The 16,237-nt window shown below is 65.3% G+C and carries 16 protein-coding genes; 10 read left to right on the forward strand and 6 right to left on the reverse strand.

The features are described from left to right. The first annotated feature begins 70 nt into the window (after positions 1–70). Entirely contained in the window at positions 71–1,177 is a 1,107-nt protein-coding gene (locus tag ACIBI6_RS37115; protein ID WP_364357311.1) for an acyl-CoA dehydrogenase family protein, read from the forward strand. A gap of 243 nt (positions 1,178–1,420) precedes the next feature. On the opposite strand, the gene ACIBI6_RS37120 is transcribed toward ACIBI6_RS37115, so the two are convergent. Both ACIBI6_RS37120 and ACIBI6_RS37125 read right to left on the reverse strand, forming a co-directional pair. Beyond that, entirely contained in the window at positions 1,421–2,179 is a 759-nt protein-coding gene (locus ACIBI6_RS37120) for a helix-turn-helix transcriptional regulator (protein ID WP_364357314.1), read from the reverse strand. A 47-nt stretch (positions 2,180–2,226) separates the two neighbouring features. Further along, positions 2,227–2,838, reverse strand: a complete 612-nt coding sequence (locus ACIBI6_RS37125; RefSeq protein ID WP_364357317.1) for a TetR/AcrR family transcriptional regulator — start codon at positions 2,836–2,838, stop codon at positions 2,227–2,229. 86 nt (positions 2,839–2,924) lie between these two features. Between ACIBI6_RS37125 and ACIBI6_RS37130 the strand changes: the two genes are divergently transcribed. From ACIBI6_RS37130 to ACIBI6_RS37155, 6 genes are all read left to right on the forward strand, one after another. Next, positions 2,925–4,070, forward strand: coding sequence for a cytochrome P450 (locus ACIBI6_RS37130; RefSeq protein ID WP_396959622.1), 1,146 nt, complete (start codon positions 2,925–2,927; stop codon positions 4,068–4,070). Then, positions 4,064–4,969, forward strand: coding sequence for an SMP-30/gluconolactonase/LRE family protein (locus ACIBI6_RS37135; protein WP_396959624.1), 906 nt, complete (start codon positions 4,064–4,066; stop codon positions 4,967–4,969). Before ACIBI6_RS37130 ends, ACIBI6_RS37135 begins: the two co-directional genes overlap by 7 nt. Positions 4,970–5,000: 31 nt before the next feature. Next, a complete protein-coding gene (locus ACIBI6_RS37140) occupies positions 5,001–6,116 on the forward strand; it encodes a cytochrome P450 (protein WP_396959626.1) in 1,116 nt (371 codons plus the stop codon). A 70-nt stretch (positions 6,117–6,186) separates the two neighbouring features. After that, positions 6,187–6,978 carry an alpha/beta fold hydrolase gene (locus ACIBI6_RS37145; RefSeq protein WP_396959628.1) on the forward strand — a complete coding sequence of 264 codons (792 nt, stop codon included), beginning with the start codon at positions 6,187–6,189 and terminating at the stop codon, positions 6,976–6,978. Positions 6,979–7,168: 190 nt separating this feature from the next. Beyond that, positions 7,169–8,143: a hypothetical protein gene (locus ACIBI6_RS37150; RefSeq protein ID WP_396959630.1), complete on the forward strand. Its 975-nt coding sequence runs from the start codon at positions 7,169–7,171 to the stop codon at positions 8,141–8,143. After that, positions 8,140–8,907 (forward strand): SDR family NAD(P)-dependent oxidoreductase, encoded by a 768-nt coding sequence (locus ACIBI6_RS37155; RefSeq protein ID WP_396959632.1) that lies wholly within the window; start codon positions 8,140–8,142, stop codon positions 8,905–8,907. Before ACIBI6_RS37150 ends, ACIBI6_RS37155 begins: the two co-directional genes overlap by 4 nt. Here the strand turns inward: ACIBI6_RS37155 and ACIBI6_RS37160 are convergent. Continuing rightward, positions 8,904–9,494 carry a TetR family transcriptional regulator gene (locus tag ACIBI6_RS37160; RefSeq protein WP_364357338.1) on the reverse strand — a complete coding sequence of 197 codons (591 nt, stop codon included), beginning with the start codon at positions 9,492–9,494 and terminating at the stop codon, positions 8,904–8,906. The two genes, ACIBI6_RS37155 and ACIBI6_RS37160, sit on opposite strands and share 4 nt — an antisense overlap. Positions 9,495–9,594: 100 nt before the next feature. Here ACIBI6_RS37160 and ACIBI6_RS37165 point away from each other — a divergent pair, with 100 nt between their 5' ends. Then, positions 9,595–10,776: an FAD-dependent oxidoreductase gene (locus tag ACIBI6_RS37165; protein WP_396959635.1), complete on the forward strand. Its 1,182-nt coding sequence runs from the start codon at positions 9,595–9,597 to the stop codon at positions 10,774–10,776. A 131-nt stretch (positions 10,777–10,907) separates the two neighbouring features. Here ACIBI6_RS37165 and ACIBI6_RS37170 read toward each other — a convergent pair whose 3' ends face one another. Then, entirely contained in the window at positions 10,908–11,735 is an 828-nt protein-coding gene (locus ACIBI6_RS37170) for a thioesterase family protein (RefSeq protein WP_396959637.1), read from the reverse strand. Between the two features lie 97 nt (positions 11,736–11,832). Next, a complete protein-coding gene (locus tag ACIBI6_RS37175) occupies positions 11,833–13,482 on the reverse strand; it encodes an acyl-CoA synthetase (protein WP_364357347.1) in 1,650 nt (549 codons plus the stop codon). 104 nt (positions 13,483–13,586) lie between these two features. Between ACIBI6_RS37175 and ACIBI6_RS37180 the strand changes: the two genes are divergently transcribed. Next, complete coding sequence (locus ACIBI6_RS37180; RefSeq protein ID WP_396959639.1) at positions 13,587–14,363, forward strand: crotonase/enoyl-CoA hydratase family protein; 777 nt, start codon at positions 13,587–13,589, stop codon at positions 14,361–14,363. A 103-nt stretch (positions 14,364–14,466) separates the two neighbouring features. Here ACIBI6_RS37180 and ACIBI6_RS37185 read toward each other — a convergent pair whose 3' ends face one another. Then, a complete protein-coding gene (locus tag ACIBI6_RS37185) occupies positions 14,467–14,883 on the reverse strand; it encodes a VOC family protein (RefSeq protein ID WP_364357353.1) in 417 nt (138 codons plus the stop codon). 244 nt (positions 14,884–15,127) lie between these two features. On the opposite strand from ACIBI6_RS37185, the gene ACIBI6_RS37190 reads away from it, so the two are divergent. After that, positions 15,128–16,120: a sigma-70 family RNA polymerase sigma factor gene (locus ACIBI6_RS37190; protein ID WP_364357356.1), complete on the forward strand. Its 993-nt coding sequence runs from the start codon at positions 15,128–15,130 to the stop codon at positions 16,118–16,120. The last annotated feature ends 117 nt before the right edge of the window (positions 16,121–16,237 follow it).

A 16,237-nucleotide genomic window follows, 5' to 3' on the forward strand; every position in this document is an offset into this window, starting at 1 on the left:
GGCCCGACATGGTCACGCAAGCTACCGCCTCCGGGCCCGTCGCTCGCACCGCAGAAAGCAGGTAGACACCATGGATTTCACACCCACCGAAGCTCAGCTCGATCTGACCCGCCTGACCGCCGAGGTCTGCGCCAAGTTGGTCACCGCGGACCGGATCCGCGAACTCGATGCCGAGGGCCGCTTCGACGAGCCGCTGTGGCAGTCGCTCGCCGAGACCGGCATATTGGCCGCCGCACTGCCGGAAGCGGTGGGCGGCGGCGATTTCGGCGCGCTCGAGCAGAGCGCCGTGCTGCGTGAACTGGGCAAGCATGTCGCCGCAGTGCCGTATCTGTGGTCGATCGTGGTGGGTGCGGGTGCACTCGCACGTTTCGGCTCGGTCGCCCAACAGGATTGGGCGCGTCAGGCTGGTGCCGGCAGCATTATCCTGACCGTCGGGCTCGCCGAGGAGCACAACTGGGAGCCCACCAAACCGACCACCGTGGCCCATGAGGTCGATGGCGGCTGGCGACTGACCGGCGCGAAGACCACGGTGCCCTATGCCGATCGTGCGGCCCGAATCCTGGTCCCCGCCACAGTTTCCGGTACACCCGCGCTGTTCCTGGTGGATCCCGCCGATACGACGGTGAATGTGACCGCCCAGCGTGTGGTCGACTTCAGCGCCGAGTTCGGCGTCGAATTCCATGACACCCCAGCCGAATTGGTTGCGACGGCGGACTCCGGCGCGGAAATCCTGGACTGGATCCTGACCCGCGCCTGGCTCGGTCTGAGCGCGCAGCAATTGGGCACCCTGGAACGCGCGCTCGAACTGGTCGCCGAATATGCCCGCGAGCGTGAACAATTCGGTAAGGCGATCGGCAGCTTCCAGGCCGTCGCGCAGCGTCTCGCCGACGCCTACATCGACGTCCAAGGCCTGCGGTTGGCGGTCACCCAAGCGGCTTGGCGAGTCTCCGAGGATCTGGCCAGCGCGGAAGCCGTACACACCGCCAAGTTCTGGGCCGCCGATGCCGGACATCGCGTGGCGCACACCGTGGTTCACGTGCACGGCGGCGTCGGCATCGACCGCGACCACATCGCGCACAACTACTTCACCGCGGCCAAGCACAATGAATTCGCACTGGGTGGGGCGAGCGACCACCTGCGCGCCATCGGCTCTCTGCTCGCGGAAACTCCTGCCTGACCGAGCGCCGGCGACTGCTTGCAGGTCGCTCGAAAGGGCCGGTATCCGCACCCCCGAATCGGCCCGCCGGCCCTGCCACCGGCGGGCCGATTGCTGAGCGACGCAGCCCCCTTCGGATCGTGCGCACCCAAGGCGCCCCGACTCGTGGGCAACGCCTCGCCCGGCGCCTGCGCGGAACCGCGGACAGCCCGCGAGCTGTGGTCGACTGCGTCGGCGGGCCGTTGCGGAGGTGATGCTTTGCGGCTATCCGACCTCATTGCCCTCGAGCAACCCGACGAAAAGTTGTCGGGTCGGCTCGGGCAGCGTACTGCGGAATCGCTGGACGTGGATTTCGAACGGCTTGCCCGTCTTGCGATTTCGGAGCCGAATGGTCGGGTCGCGGCGGCCGATGTATACCCGGCCGGTATTCCACAGGCGGTGAAAATCGGACTGTGCGGCCAGCTCGCGTAGTAGCAGCTGGACATCGGCCCGCGCACCGGCACGTCCCGCGTAGGCGCGCAGGCGCCCGACCATCAGATCTGCCTCCCGCTCCCATTCCTCGATCACCAGACGTGCACGCGGGTCGGTGAACATCCAGCGCAGCGCGTGTCCGTTCGGGCGCAGACCGGGGAAGGCCTCGTCGAAGGCATCGTTGCAGTCGATGACGCGCCAGCCGTCGTCCAGCGCCGCTGCGAGATGCGGGGTCAATGCGTCGAGTGTCTTGCGCACGGGCGGGCGCACCGGACCCGGCTGCGGCGCAGCGCCGCTGAATCGCTGTTGCGCAAGGTGATACAGATGGATGCGCTCGTCCGGCTCCAATGCGAAGGCGTCGGCGAGCGTATCGAGAATCGATGGGCTCGGATTGAACGCACCGCCCTGTTCGATCTTGGCGAGATAGCCGACGCTGGAGTGGATCGCTTCGGCGAGCTGTTGTCGGCTCAGACCGCCCGGATGCGCCGCGGTCGGTCGCTGCCGCCGCATCCGCACGAATTCGGCGAGCGTCGGCACCTGTAGTTCATCCATGTTCCTCCTTCGGGTCGCCGCCCATGGATGACGTTATGCCTTGCCGCTCAATCCTTCTGGATCAATTCGCCGCCGGCTACCTCGATCAGCGCACGAGCGGCGCGATTGATCCGTTCGGCGGCATCGTCGAGATCCGGCTGTCCGGCATCGAGCCAGGCGATCACCGCATCCAGAATGAAGGTGGGGATGACCTGCGCGGCCCAGTCCTGCCACGGCCCCGACGGCACGGCATCGGTGAGATACCGCTGCGCGATCATTGTCGAATAGCTGCGGACCATATCGATGACGTCGCGGAATTCGGGTTCGCGGACCGCGTGGCGGAACAGCAGCCGGAAGGCGTCCGGATCCGCGGCGGCCGCCCGCAGCAACGTGGAAATGCTGGTGCCGTCCAGTTTTTCGGTGCCGACGGCGGCACCGAGCCTGGTGTAGGCCCGTTCCAGCACGGCCCGGTACAGATCAGCCTTCGAGGCGAAGTGCCGGTAGAGGATCACGTGTGTAATGCCCGCCTCGGCGGCGATATCGGGCAGGCCCGTCCCGCTGAATCCGTTGCGGGCCACCGCGCGGGTGGCGGCGGCGAGGATCTGCTCGCGCCGCTGGGCACGCGGCATGCGCCGGACGGGTTGCGCCGAAGTCTCGGCGGGCGTTGGGCTTTCGGGCACGACATCACCTCCTTGTTCAAGTGGAATAGTACAAGCAATTATGTTTAAGCTTGCTTGTATAAGAGCTTGTTAGCAAGGAGTGAGCCATGACCACCGACTCATCGGAACTCGCATGCCCCTTCACCGGAACCGGCGCCACACCCAGCTCGATCAGCCGCGTCCGCACCGCGACGGGCGACGAAGCCTGGAAGGTCAGCGGCTATCACAGGGTGAAGGAGCTATTCACCGATATGCGTCTCGGCCGCTCCCATCCCACACCGGAGACCGCGGCACGCTCGTCGGAGTCGGTGTTCTTCGGCCGCCCGTTCGGGAACTTCGAAACCGAACCCGCCGATAACGCGCGCATGCGCGGGCTGCTCAATCCGCTGTTCTCGGCCAAGAGAATGCGCGAACTCACGCCGCGGGTGGCCGCGTTCACCACCCAACTGCTCGACGACATGGCCGAAAAGGGCTCCCCCGCCGACCTGCATCGGGACTTCGCGGAACCGCTGCCACTGCTGGTCATCAGCGAACTGCTCGGCGTCCCCTACGAGGATCGCGCGCAGTTCAGGATCTGGAGCGAGGCGCTGTTCGACACCAGCGATGGCGCGAAGTCGGGGCAGGCCGGGGCCGAATGGTTCCTGTACTGCAAGTCGCTGGTCGAACGGCTGCGCCGGGAACCGGGCGAGGGCGTGATCGCCAAGCTGTGCGAGGTGCCGGACCTGGCCGACGATGCCATCGCGACGCTGGCCATGGGTTTGCTGTTGGCCGGGCACGAAACAACGGTCGTCGAGATCGGCCTGTGCACTGTGCAATTGCTGCGGAATCCGGCGCAGTGGCAGAAGCTGGTCGACCAGCCGGAGCTGGTCCCGGCCGCGATCGAGGAGCTGCTGCGCGTACACGATTCCACCGCCTTCGCCCGGTATGCGCGCACCGATATGCAGATCGACGGCGTCACCGTTCGGACGGGTGATCTGGTGCTGCTGGACGTGGATTCGGCCAACCACGATCCGGAGATCTTCACCAACGCGCGCCAACTCGACGTGACCCGCGCAGAAGGGCAGCATCTGGCGTTCGGCTATGGCCTGCACTACTGCACCGGTGCGCCGCTGGCTCGCATCGAACTGCAGGTCGCTTTCGGTCAGCTGATATCCCGCTTCCCGACACTGCATCTGACGGTCGATCCCGACGCCCTGCCGGTGCGCGAGAATGTGGTCACCAAGGGCCTGACTGCATTGCCTGTCGCATGGTGACCGCAGCCCGGATCTGCATCGCGATCACCAGCGTCTTCCTCGGCGTGTCGGCACCGACTTCTGCTGTGGCCGAACCGATTTCGTGCGAAACAGCCACCGCGACGATTGCGGCGGCCGCCGTTGTTCGGGATGAGGACTGGGCCGAAGGTTTGGCCTATGACGCGCACGGTGACCTGTGGGTCTCGCGGGTGCGACGCAACGAAGTGGTTCGCTACGACCCGTCCGGCCGCGTTACCGCCAGGGTCGCGGTCGCGTATCCCGGTGCGGTGAAACTCGGCCCGGACCAACTGATCTACGTGACGTACGGGAACTTCCCGACCAATCTGGTGCCCGGCTCAACCGGTGGCGGCGTTGTCCGCATTGATCCCACAGCCGAGACGCCGCAGGCCGAGATTTTCGCCTCCGGTCTGGGTATGGCCAATGGCGCCGCATTCGATACCGCGGGAAACCTTTTCGTCGCCGACACCTCGACCGGCGTTGTCCGGATCCGACCGGACGGACGCGTCGACACCGAATGGTCCAATCAGGCAAGGCATTTCGGAGCCGACGGTATCGTTGTCCACGGCGAAGCGCTCTACGTCACGCTGTATCTCAGCCCGAACGGCCGCATCCTGCGCATCCCACTCGACGATCCATCGAGCGTCACCGCAATCGCGGATCTAGCCGCTGGCCCCGGCGCACCACCGCTACCCGACGATCTCGCCGTCGGCCCGGACGGCCTGCTCTACGACGCCACCACCTCGGGCCGACTCGTGCGCATCGACCCGGCGGATCACTCGACGTGCACCGTGCTGACGGGTGAGCCGATGACCTCGATCGTCATATCGCATGGCGGCGAAAGGGAATTCCTGGTCGGCACCGCGAGCGGCAATCTGCTGCGGGTGCGCCTGCCCGAATGACTCTGGTTCGAGAAATACGTAAGGAGTGACCGTGGACATAGGCTGCCCCGTCACGGGCGACACCATCCGGCGGACGCGAACCGCACTAGGCCATGAAGGCTGGTTGGCCACCAGCTACGCGCAGGTTCGGACATTATTCGCCGATCCGCGCCTCGGTCGTGCCCATCCCACACCGGAAACCGCTGCGCGCGCCTCGGATTCGATGTTCTTCGGCGGACCCCTGGGCAACTTCGAGACCGAACCCGCCGATCAGGCGCGACTGCGCGAGTTGGTAGTGCCGTTCTTCTCGCCGCGACGGATGCGCGAATTGCGGCCCAGGGTGGAAGAACTCACCACGCGGTTGCTCGACGAGATGGCCGCGCAGGGCTCCCCCGCCGACCTGCACACCGCCGTGGCGCTGCCGCTGCCGCTCTTGGTCATCTGTGAACTGCTCGGTGTGCCCTACGCCGATCGCGATCAGTTCCGCGCCTGGACCGAGGCGCTCGGCGAACAGCACGACGCCACCAAGGTGCAGCAGGGTGTCGCCGGACTGTTCGAGTACTTCATGGCATTGGTCCAACGCAAACGGCGCGACCGAGCCGATGACGTGCTGTCGCATCTATGCGCCCGCGACGATCTGTCCGATCAGGGCATCGCGACGCTCGGGCTCGGCTTGTTGTTCGGCGGCCATGAGACCACGGTTGTCCAGATCGGGGTCGGCGCCAAACGGCTCCTAGAACACCTCGATCAATGGCGGGCCCTGGTCGACGATCCCGAACTGGTGCCTACCGCGATCGAAGAACTCCTTCGGACGGCAGATGCCACCCAGATGCCCCGCTACGCGCGCACCGATATGGAGATCGACGGCAACGAGGTCCGCGCGGGCGATCTCGTGCTGCTGGATCTGACCGCGGCCAACCATGATCCGACTGTCTTCACCGATCCCGACCGCGTCGACGTGACCCGAAAGGACGGCTCCCATGTGACCTTCGGCTACGGGGCCCGGCATTGCATCGGCGCACCGCTGGCCCGCATCGAATTGCACACCGTCTTCACCCAATTGGTGACGCGCTTCCCGACCATGCGGCTGGCCGTGGACCCGGCCGAGGTGCCGATGCGCACCAGCAGCTTCACCGGCGGTGTCGAGGAGTTGCCCGTGATGTGGTGAAACCCGTTGGTATAACCGGTTCTTGTTAGGCTGCTCCATTCGGGGGACGCAGTCTGACAGGAGCACGGTTATGCCCTTCGTAACCTCCGCTGGCGCGAAAGTGCACTTCGTCGACAGCGGAGGATCCGGGCCCGCGGTGGTGCTCGGGCACGCCTTCTTCATGGATCACGAAATGTTCGCGAACCAGGTTGCCGCGCTCGCACCGCAATACCGGGTGATTGCGATCGATGCGCGCGGACACGGACTGACCGAACACGACGACGGCGCATACAGTTTCTGGGATCTGGCCCGCGATGCCTGGTCGGTGGTCGACCACCTCGGCATCGACCGGGTGGTCGTCGGCGGTGTCGGGCAGGGTGGGTTCACTGCGCTGCGCATGGCCTTGCTGTGCCCGCCGCGCGTGGATGGACTGATCCTGCTCGGCTGTTCGGCGCAGGCCTACAGCGACGTGCAGCGGATCGGCTATCGCCAGGTCACCGATGCCTGGATCGGGACCGGGCCGTTGACGGTGATCGCGAAGATGGTGGCCGGCTTGATCATCGGCGGTGATCGGACCGATCATCAACCGTGGCTGGCCAAATGGTTGAGCGGTGATCGGGAACGTGTCGCCGCGGCGGCCGACTGTCTGATCAATGCGGACGACATCTCGGATCTCATCGGCGATATCACCTGTCCCGCATTATTGGTCCGCGGCGCCTTCGATCCGGCCTTCGACCACGACGCCGTGGATTTACTGACAAAGGGACTCGGTGGTCCCGCGGAATTTCACACCATCGAGGGCGCCGCGCACACACCGAATCTCACGCATGGATGTGAAATCGACCAGCTGATGTTGCGATTCCTCGGGCGACTCGGCCAGTAGTACTACTGCCCCGGGGTACTACTGGCCAGGGGGTGGCCAGCGCCTGGTCCGGCGAAACTCTTGCCCACAGGGCGGTCGGCTTGGTGTATTCGATACGGCGGCGCCGCCAATTCCGTTCCGGTCGAACGTGTTTCACAGATACGCAATGGGGTGTCGCCTTGCTGCGGCCCCGGCGTGGGTAGGACATGCAATGAGGGTTTCTTTTCTATTCGGTGGACAGGTCAGTCTGACCGCCGAGGTCATCGATGAGTTCTGCGAGCGGTGTCCGTCCATCGCACTCGCCTACGAAGAAGCCGCCGCGGTGACCGGATTGTCGGTGGACCGCCTGCGCGCCAGAGAAGTGGCCGCGGAAATGGCGAGCGAACCGGAGGATCGGCACAGTCTCGGCGCATTGCGTCAGGCCGCCTTCGCACTCGGTCTCGCCGAGGATCTGGCCACACGCGGTTTCGAACCGGAGGCCGCCGGTGGACTGAGCCTGGGTGCGCTGATCAGCACCTGTGTGGCCGCAGCGGTGGAGCGGCACGAATTGTTCGGCATGCTCCATCACCGCCGACTCGTACCGAAACTACCGGAAGGTGTTGCCGCACAGGGGATGGGGCTGATGTACACGCCGATCGAGGACGATCCGGCGAACTATTACGGTGGGCGCCGCCCCGGCGTGCACCTCGCCGTGGATACCGGCCCGATCGATGACGTCCATCGCTCCTTCGTGATCTCGGGATATCTCACTGCACTGCAAGAGATCCTGGCCGAAATCGAGGCGTCCTCGGATACCCGCCAAATGTTTGTATTGGACGCGTACAAGGGCGCGTTCCATTCACCATTGCAGCAGCATGCCGCGGATTTCATGCGCGGCTTCGTCGACGATATGACCTTCCGCGACCCGAAATTCCCGGTCTGCTCCCCGGTGCGCCAGTGCAGTCTGACCACCGCCGACGATATCCGGGATTTCGTGCTGCACAACAACTTATTGCCCGCCCGCTACGAACCGCTGATCCAGGAAATGGATCGCATCGGCGTCCGCGGTGGCCTGATCCTCGGCCCCGGTCTGCCGCAGCCCGCGGATCGGCCCTTCCCCATCGAGTTGGTCGCGGAGCCGATCGATCTCGACCGACTGCCCCAGATTGCGCAGTTGTTGGCCGAGCGGGATGTACAGAGCGTATGAAACGTTTCGCGCAACGCCGAGTGCTCGTGACGGGCGCGGGGTCGGGCATCGGCCGGGCCATCGTCTTGCGGCTGCTCGAGGAGGGAGCGGAGGTGGTCGGCGTGAGCAGAACTGGCGATGGGCTCGCCAAGACCGCCCAGCTCGCAATGGATCAGGACTTGGGCGACAGGCTCACCGTCGCGACACTCGATATCGCGGACGAGGCTGCCGTCGAGCAGACGGTACCCGACCTGATAGACGCGATCGGCGGCCTCGATGTGCTGGTGAATGCCGCTGGGATCGTGCGCATGTCGCATACCCACGAAACCACTACCGAGCTGTGGAATACCGTCCTGGGCACCAATCTGACCGGGTCGTTCCTGGTGACCCGGACCGCCCTGCCTGCACTGCTGGAGTCCGGGCGCGGGGTTGTGGTCAATATCAGCTCGAATGCCGCGTCCTATGCCGCGCCGTATCGCGCGGCGTACGCGGCGAGCAAGGGCGGACTGGAGGCCTTCACGCGGGTGCTGGCGCTGGAGTACAGCAAGCGGAATCTGCGCGCGGTCTGCGTCTCACCCGGCGGCATCGAGACGGCCATGACCTACAGCCTGCTGGATGTGCCATCGGATATCGATCCGACCCTCATGAGCAAGATGGCTCCGGCCATCGGGCCACTGCTCGGCTCACCCGAGATGGTCGCGGCTGTGGTCGCGATGGCCGCCTCCGATGACGGCGAATTCATCACCGGCACAACGATTCACGTCGACGGTGGCGCGCACATCTAAGCACTGATCGGCGTCGATATCAGATAGCGCTGCAGAGTCGGAGCGATATCGGCGATGATCTGCTCGCGCGTCAGGCCGACCACCGGCGGCAGCTCGAGCACATAGCGGCACAGCGCCAGCCCGAGCAACTGGGTGACGATCAAACCCCCGCGGCGCTGCGCATCGGCCGCAGCGCCGAAGCGCAGCACCGCGGGCAGCACCTGTTCGGCGAAGATCTGTCGAAAGCGTTCGCTGACCGCCTCATCGGTAATCGATGAGCGCAGCAGAATCACCAGCACCTTGTTATCGGCCTGGTCCTCCCAGATCGCCAGGAATCGGCGAATCAGCAACTCGCCGAGGGTATCCGGATCGGCCGCGGCGAGATCCGGCAGGTCCAGGCGCACATCGACGGCCGCTGCGAAGAGTCCGTCCTTACTGCCGAAGTAGCGCATCACCATCGACGGATCGATCGCGGCATCGGCGGCGATGGCGCGGATGGTCGCCTTGCGAAAACCCTCGGCGGCGAAGCGGGCGCGCGCGGCCGCCAGGATGGCCGCGCGGGTGGCATCGGAGCGACGTGCAGGGGGTTGATCTGGCTCGATGTTCATGCCAACAAGTGTAGGCCAACAACTGTTGACTTATGTAATCGATGCGCGCTACGGTTATGCCAACAAGCGTTGGCCTACAGATGTTGACCTAGGAGTTCCGATGAACACCACCCCGCTGCCGGAGACCACTTCCGTCGTCATCGTCGGGGCCGGTCCGGCCGGACTGACCACCGCGATCACGCTGGCCGACGCCGGTATCGACTTCGTACTGTTGGACCGGCTCACCGAGGGCGCGAACACCTCACGCGCCGCGGTCGTACACGCCAGGACCCTGGAGGTACTGCAGGAACTGGGCATTGCCGAGGAACTCGTCGACCGCGGCATCGTGGTGCCGACCTTCCGGGTGCTGGACGGCAACCGCACCCTGGCCACAGTGCCGTTCGGCGGACTGCCCACCGAGTACCCGTACACGCTGATGGTTCCGCAGGACACCACCGAGGCCGTGCTGCTCGCACGGTTGCGCAAGGCGGGCGGCGATGTGCACCGCCCCTACCGGATCACCAAGATTATCGCTGAAAATGACGGCGTCACAGTCGAATACGTCGACGGCGCCGGCGCGACCGACACGATCCGCGCGGACTACGTGGTCGGCGCGGACGGTATGCACAGCGTCGTTCGGGAACAGGCGGGCATCGGCTTCACCGGCGACACCTACCCGGAATCCTTCGTACTCGCCGATGTCCGCATGGACTGGCCGATCGCGCGTGACGAAGTGGCACTGCATCTTTCACCGGAGGGCGTGACGGTGGTCGCGCCGCTGCCCGACGACACCGATCCGAATCGGTACCGGGTCGTGGCGACCGTCGCCGAGGCCCCCGAACACCCGACCATCGAGGATGTTCAGACCATCCTGGCCACCCGTGGCCCCGGCGGCAGCGTGAAAGTCAGTGAAGTGCTGTGGAGCTCACGTTTCCGGGTGCACCACCGCGTCGCGGACCACTACCGCGCGGGGCGTCTGCTGCTGGCCGGTGATGCGGCACATGTGCACAGCCCCGCGGGCGGACAGGGTATGAACACCGGCATCCAAGACGCGGCCTTCCTCGGTCCGCTGCTGGCCCGGGTGATCAACGGCGAGACCGACACCCTGCTCGACACCTACGAGACCACCCGCCGCCCAGTCGCTCTCGGTGTCGTCGCCTTCACCGACCGGATGACCAAGATGGCGACCCTGCGACCACGCCCCGCCCGACTCCTGCGCAACGCCCTGATGACGGCGGCAACCCGCATCCCCGCCGTCCGCACCAAGCTGGCCTTCCGCCTGGCCGAGCTCGCCAACCGCTGACCCGCCGCTGTCGCGCACGGATGCGCCGTTACTCACGCTCGCCGCCACGCACGGATTTGTCTGACACGCATCGGTTGCCCAGCCAATCGGTGCGCGGCGAACCAATCCGTGCGCGGCGGCGGAGATCCGGGCTACTGAATGTAGACCCTTTGGCGCGGATCGCCGTTGGCGAAGTCGACTTGACGGTCGGCGTTGGCCAATGCCGTAACCACACATGTGCCGAAGGATCCGGTTCGATCGAACAATGTCGCACTGCCGACGGCTATTCCGTCCGCGCTGATATGGCTGTCGGCCTGCACGCCGATCTCCAAGCCGATGACGGGCCGGGACAGCGCAAGCGTCAGATCGGCATTGATGAAACCGATGCCGGCGGTCCCCCAGTTGGTCATGAGGCTCGTCGACTCACCGATCATCGCGGCGGCGGCGAAGGCCGACGGCGGCTCCCCCTCGACCACCGAAAGCGGCGCCTGCCACATGCGTTTGCGCCCGTTGTTCTGATGCTCACCGATCCGCGACGACCAGCCATCGGCCGTACCGTCGCTGTTCCACATCGGCGCGGTCGGCCCGTCCGCGATCGGAACCGGCGGCGGCTGCGGGGATTCCGTACGCGTCCATAGTTCGCCCGGCGGCTGCTGCGACCGCTTCAGGAAGACCGCGCTGGCGCGGGCCACATCCACGCCGTCCTGTATCAGTGCGGCATCGGCGACCCGGATGCGGCGACCGTCCCGTACCAGCTCGGTCACCACCGTCACCGGCTTGGTCAAGGTAGGGCGGAACAGGTCGACGGTCAGCCGGGCCGGTGTGAATCCCGCAGCACAGTGCTGCCTTTCCAACGCCCTGGCCAGCAGGCCGCAGATCGCGGGCCCGTTGACCATATTCGCAGACCAGCTGCTGGCCGCGAACGGCAATGGCTCGAAGCCGCCTTCCGATGCCGCGAAAAACGCATAGGGCGTTGTCAATTCGATCTCCTATCGCGGACGAGCGCCGAAGCCGCAAAAGGCAAGGGTTGCCGCAATATCGCGGCAGCCCTTTGCCGTTATCGGTCGTACTACCGTTTTACTTGCTGCTCGCCTCGATGTGCTCGTCGGCCGGGCGCTCTTCGGTTTGCGACTTGGCCCAACGGTAATCGGGCTTGCCCGCCGGATTGCGCTTGATCTGATCGACGAACCACACGCTGCGCGGCAGCTTGTAGGGCGCGATCTCCTGGGTGAGCACCGGACGCAGTTCGTCGAGGGTGGGACGCTTGTCACCACGACACTGCACGACCGCCGCCACGCGCTGCCCCCACCGCTCGTCCGGAACGCCGACCACCAGCGCGTCGAAGATCTCCGGGTGGATCTTGAGCGCGCCCTCGACCTCCTCGGGGTAGATCTTCTCGCCGCCGCTATTGATGCTCACCGAACCGCGGCCGAGCATGGTGACAGTGCCGTCCTCCTCGACCCGGGCGTAGTCGCCGGGGATGGAGTAGCGAATTCCGTTGAACTCCTTGAACGTTGCCTTGGTCTTGGCCTCGTCCTTGTAGTAGCCGACCGGAATGTGGCCGCTGCGCGCGAGGAATCCGACCTGCCCGGAGCCCGGTTCCACCGGATTGCCCTGCTCGTCGAGCACCTGGGTGGCGGCATCGATCTTCACCCGCGGACCACCGGTGTGGTTGGCACCCTTGGCGACAACGGCGAGACCGCCGAAGCCGGTCTCGGATGAACCGATGGAATCGGTGATCATCCGGTTCGGCAGCCGTTCCAGGAACTGGTCTTTGAGCGTCGGCGAGAACAGCGCCGCACTGCTGGCGATCAGGTACAGGCTCGAAAGGTCGTACGGCTCACCGGTTTCCGGATTACCCTCGGCCAGCGCATCCATCATCGGCCGGGCCATGGCGTCGCCGGTGATGAAGATGAGGTTGATCTTGTGCCGGTCGATGTGCTGCCACACGCCGTGCCCGGTGAACTCCGGAATCATCACGGCCTTACCGCCGTCGAACAGGCTGTGGAAGGTCGCGGTCTGTGAGCCGCCGTGGATCATCGGCGGAATCGGGAACCTGACCATCTGCGGATTGCCCGCACCGGTTTTGGCCTGATGCCATTCGTCCTCGACGTATTCGCCGGTGAGGAAGTTGATGCCGCCGCCGAGTACGCGCCACCAGTCCTCGTGCCGCCACATCACGCCCTTGGGCAGGCCGGTGGTACCGCCGGTGTAGAGCATGAAAATGTCATCGGCCGAGCGCTCACCGAAGTCGCGCTCACCGGAGGACTCGGTCAGCACCGCCTCGTATTCCACCGAATCGGCTGCGGTCGCAATGGTGCCGGTCGTATCGTCGTCCACGACGATGACCGTCTTCAGCAGCGGCGTATTCGGGCGAACCCCGGCCACCCGGTCGCTGTAGCGGCGCTCGTGGATCAGCGCGACCATATCCGAATTGTCGAAAATGTACTGCAACTCGTTCTCGACGTATCGGAAGTTCACGTTGATCATCACGGCGCGGGCCTTGAAGACCGCGACCATGGCCTCGACGGCCTCGATCGTATTACGCGAATAGATGCCCACCTTGTCGCCCGGTTGGACACCCTGTTGCAGCAGGTAGTTCGCGAGTTTGTTGGCCCGCTCCTCCAGCTGCGCGTAAGTCACCTCGCGGCCGTCGTCGGCCAGCGCTACGCGGTCGGGCATCAGATCGATGGCGTGTTCGACTAGGTCCGCTATGTTGTAGCTCACAGAGCTAAAAATAGAACGTGTTACTGTTTCTGACAAGGCCGAATTTACCCACCCCGGTCGGCTCCGCCGACCCGCCGTCCCCTGGAAAGTCAGGAGAATCAGCAATGCCGGATTGCCTCGTCGAGAAGCGCGATCACGTCCTCATCGTCACCATGAATCGGCCCGAGGCGCGCAATGCCCTTTCAGCCGAAATGATGGCGATCATGCGCGACGCCTGGGACCAGGTGGACGCCGATCCCGATATCCGCGTCGCGATCCTGACCGGTGCGGGTGGTGCGTTCTGTGCGGGCATGGACCTCAAGGCGATGACCGCACAGCACCCCGGCGATAACGCGGGCAGCTTCGATCCGACCAAATTGGAGGCGCTGCTCAAGGGCCGCCGGCTCACCAAACCGCTGATCGCGGCGGTGGAAGGCCCGGCCATCGCCGGTGGCACCGAAATCCTGCAGGGCACCGATATCCGAGTGGCCGCCGAAGGCGCGAAATTCGGTGTATCCGAAGCGCGTTGGGGTCTGTTCCCACTCGGCGGCTCGGCCGTTCGGCTGGTCCGTCAGATTCCCTACACCGTCGCCGCCGACATTCTGCTGACCGGCAGGCACATCACCGCCGCCGAGGCCAAGGAGATCGGGCTGATCGGGCATGTGGTCCCGGACGGCACCGCATTGGACAAGGCACTGGAACTCGCCGCACAGATCGCAGCGAACGGCCCCCTCGCGGTGCAGGCGATTCTGCGCACCATTCGGGAGACCGAGGCCATGCCGGAAGAGGACGCCTTCCAGATCGAGGCCGAACTCGGCATGTCGGTCTTCCGCTCAGCCGATGCCAAAGAGGGCCCCAAGGCCTTCGCCGAAAAGCGCAAGCCCACCTTCACCGGCAGCTGAACTACTTTCGCGCGGAGACGAGTCGACTGGTGGTACCCGCGGGCGGCGCCCGATTCAATGACGAGGGTCGCTGGGGCCACCATTCGACCGGCGCCGGCAGGGATCAGTTGCCGGAGTAGTCCATCCAGAAGGGCTCCCACTGGTGGCCATCCGGATCGATAAAAGTGCGGCCGAACATGCCGACCTGGGCCTCCTGGGCGCGGCGGTCCTCGTGGATTTCCTCGGTGGCACCTGCGGCCAGGGCGGCATTGGTGAGTGCGTCGACCTCTTGTGCGCTGGCCAGGGATAGCGCGTATGCGCCGCCGCTGGTCGCGATCGTGTCGGCGATCGGGCGCTTGCTGAAGTTCGAATAGAACTCCTTGGTCAGCAGCATGGCGCAGATGTTGTCGTCGATGACGATGCACGCGGCATTCTCATCGGTGAAGTCCTGATTCACCTTCCAGCCGATGGCCTCGTAGAAGTTTCTGGACCGGCCCAGGTCCGCGACGGGAAGGTTGATGAAGATCATCTTGCTGGGCATGCGGGATCCCTTACGTCGGCGTCGGCGGTCTCTAAGTAGAGACGGATCGAACGCACGAAACTCATCGGTTCCGGGCGCTGTGTGGCCGAACACATCTGTCGATGATCTTGAAGCCGCAGGTAGGCGGTAGTCTCGCCTTCGCACGCCGACGCGTACGGGACTAATGACGGACCGCGTCCGGCAGCGCTCGATCGAGCGAATTCGGGTCTCGAATGTGTCGGTGGGCTGTGGCAGGGTGACACCCATGAACGACTTCGTCGGCCTCACCCCGGACGTCCTCGAATCCTTCGAAGGACACCGGCGGGAACTGTGCGCCTACGCCTATCGCATGCTCGGCTCCTCCTTCGAAGCCGAGGACGCGGTGCAGGAGACCTTCACCCGCGCGTGGAAGTCCTATGGCTCGTTCGAGGGTCGCGCCAGCCTACGGTCCTGGCTGTACAAGATCACCACCAATGTCTGCCTCGATATGCTCGACGGCCCGCAGCGCCGGGCCCGGCCGATGGATCTGTCCGGTCCGTCGCGGCCGGATTCGCCGCTGCCCATGCCGCAGCCGGATTACGTCTGGATCGAACCGATCCCCAACGCACTGGCTTTCGGATCGGATCCGGCCGAGCACGCCTCGGCCAAGGACACACTGCGGCTGGCATTCGTCGCGGCCTGTCAGCATCTGCCCGCCACCCAGCGCGCCATCCTGATCATGCGCGAAGTGCTGCGGTTCTCGGCCAGCGAGACGGCCGAGGCGCTCACCATGTCCCCCGCCTCGGTGAACAGCGCACTGCAGCGTGCCAGGGCAACCATGTCGAAGGTGCAGCCCACCGCCACCGACACCTATGACGAAACCGATGACGATCAGCGCAAACTCGTCGACAATTTCGTCAAGGCCTTCGAAGCCTACGATATGGACACCCTGACCACCCTGCTGAAAACCGATGTGGCACTGTCCATGCCGCCGATCGAACTGTGGGTCTCGGGCCCGGAGAATGTGGCCGCATTCATGCTCGGCCACGGCAAGGCGTGCCGCGATTCCCGCATGATCCGCCTGGAAGGCGCCAACGGCCTGCCCGCCTTCGGCCACTACAAGCCGAGCGAAACCGAACCGGGCGTCTGGGTCCCCTGGTCCATCACGGTGCTGGAACTCGACGGCGACTCGATCGCCGGACTCAACTTCTTCCTCGATACCGAAAAACTGTTCCCGCTCTTCGGTTTGGCGCCGGAGTTGCGCGAACCGGCTGGGTGAGGTGGGCCGCCGGGGTACGGGAGGGCCGGACAGGTCGGTTGAGCAGGCCGAGCAGACGGCAGGCCGCGCAAGGCAAGTGGCGGCCCCTGACGCTATCGCGCAGAAAGCGAAAGTCGC

Source organism: Nocardia sp. NPDC050412, assembly GCF_044458825.1.
Classification (GTDB): domain Bacteria; phylum Actinomycetota; class Actinomycetes; order Mycobacteriales; family Mycobacteriaceae; genus Nocardia.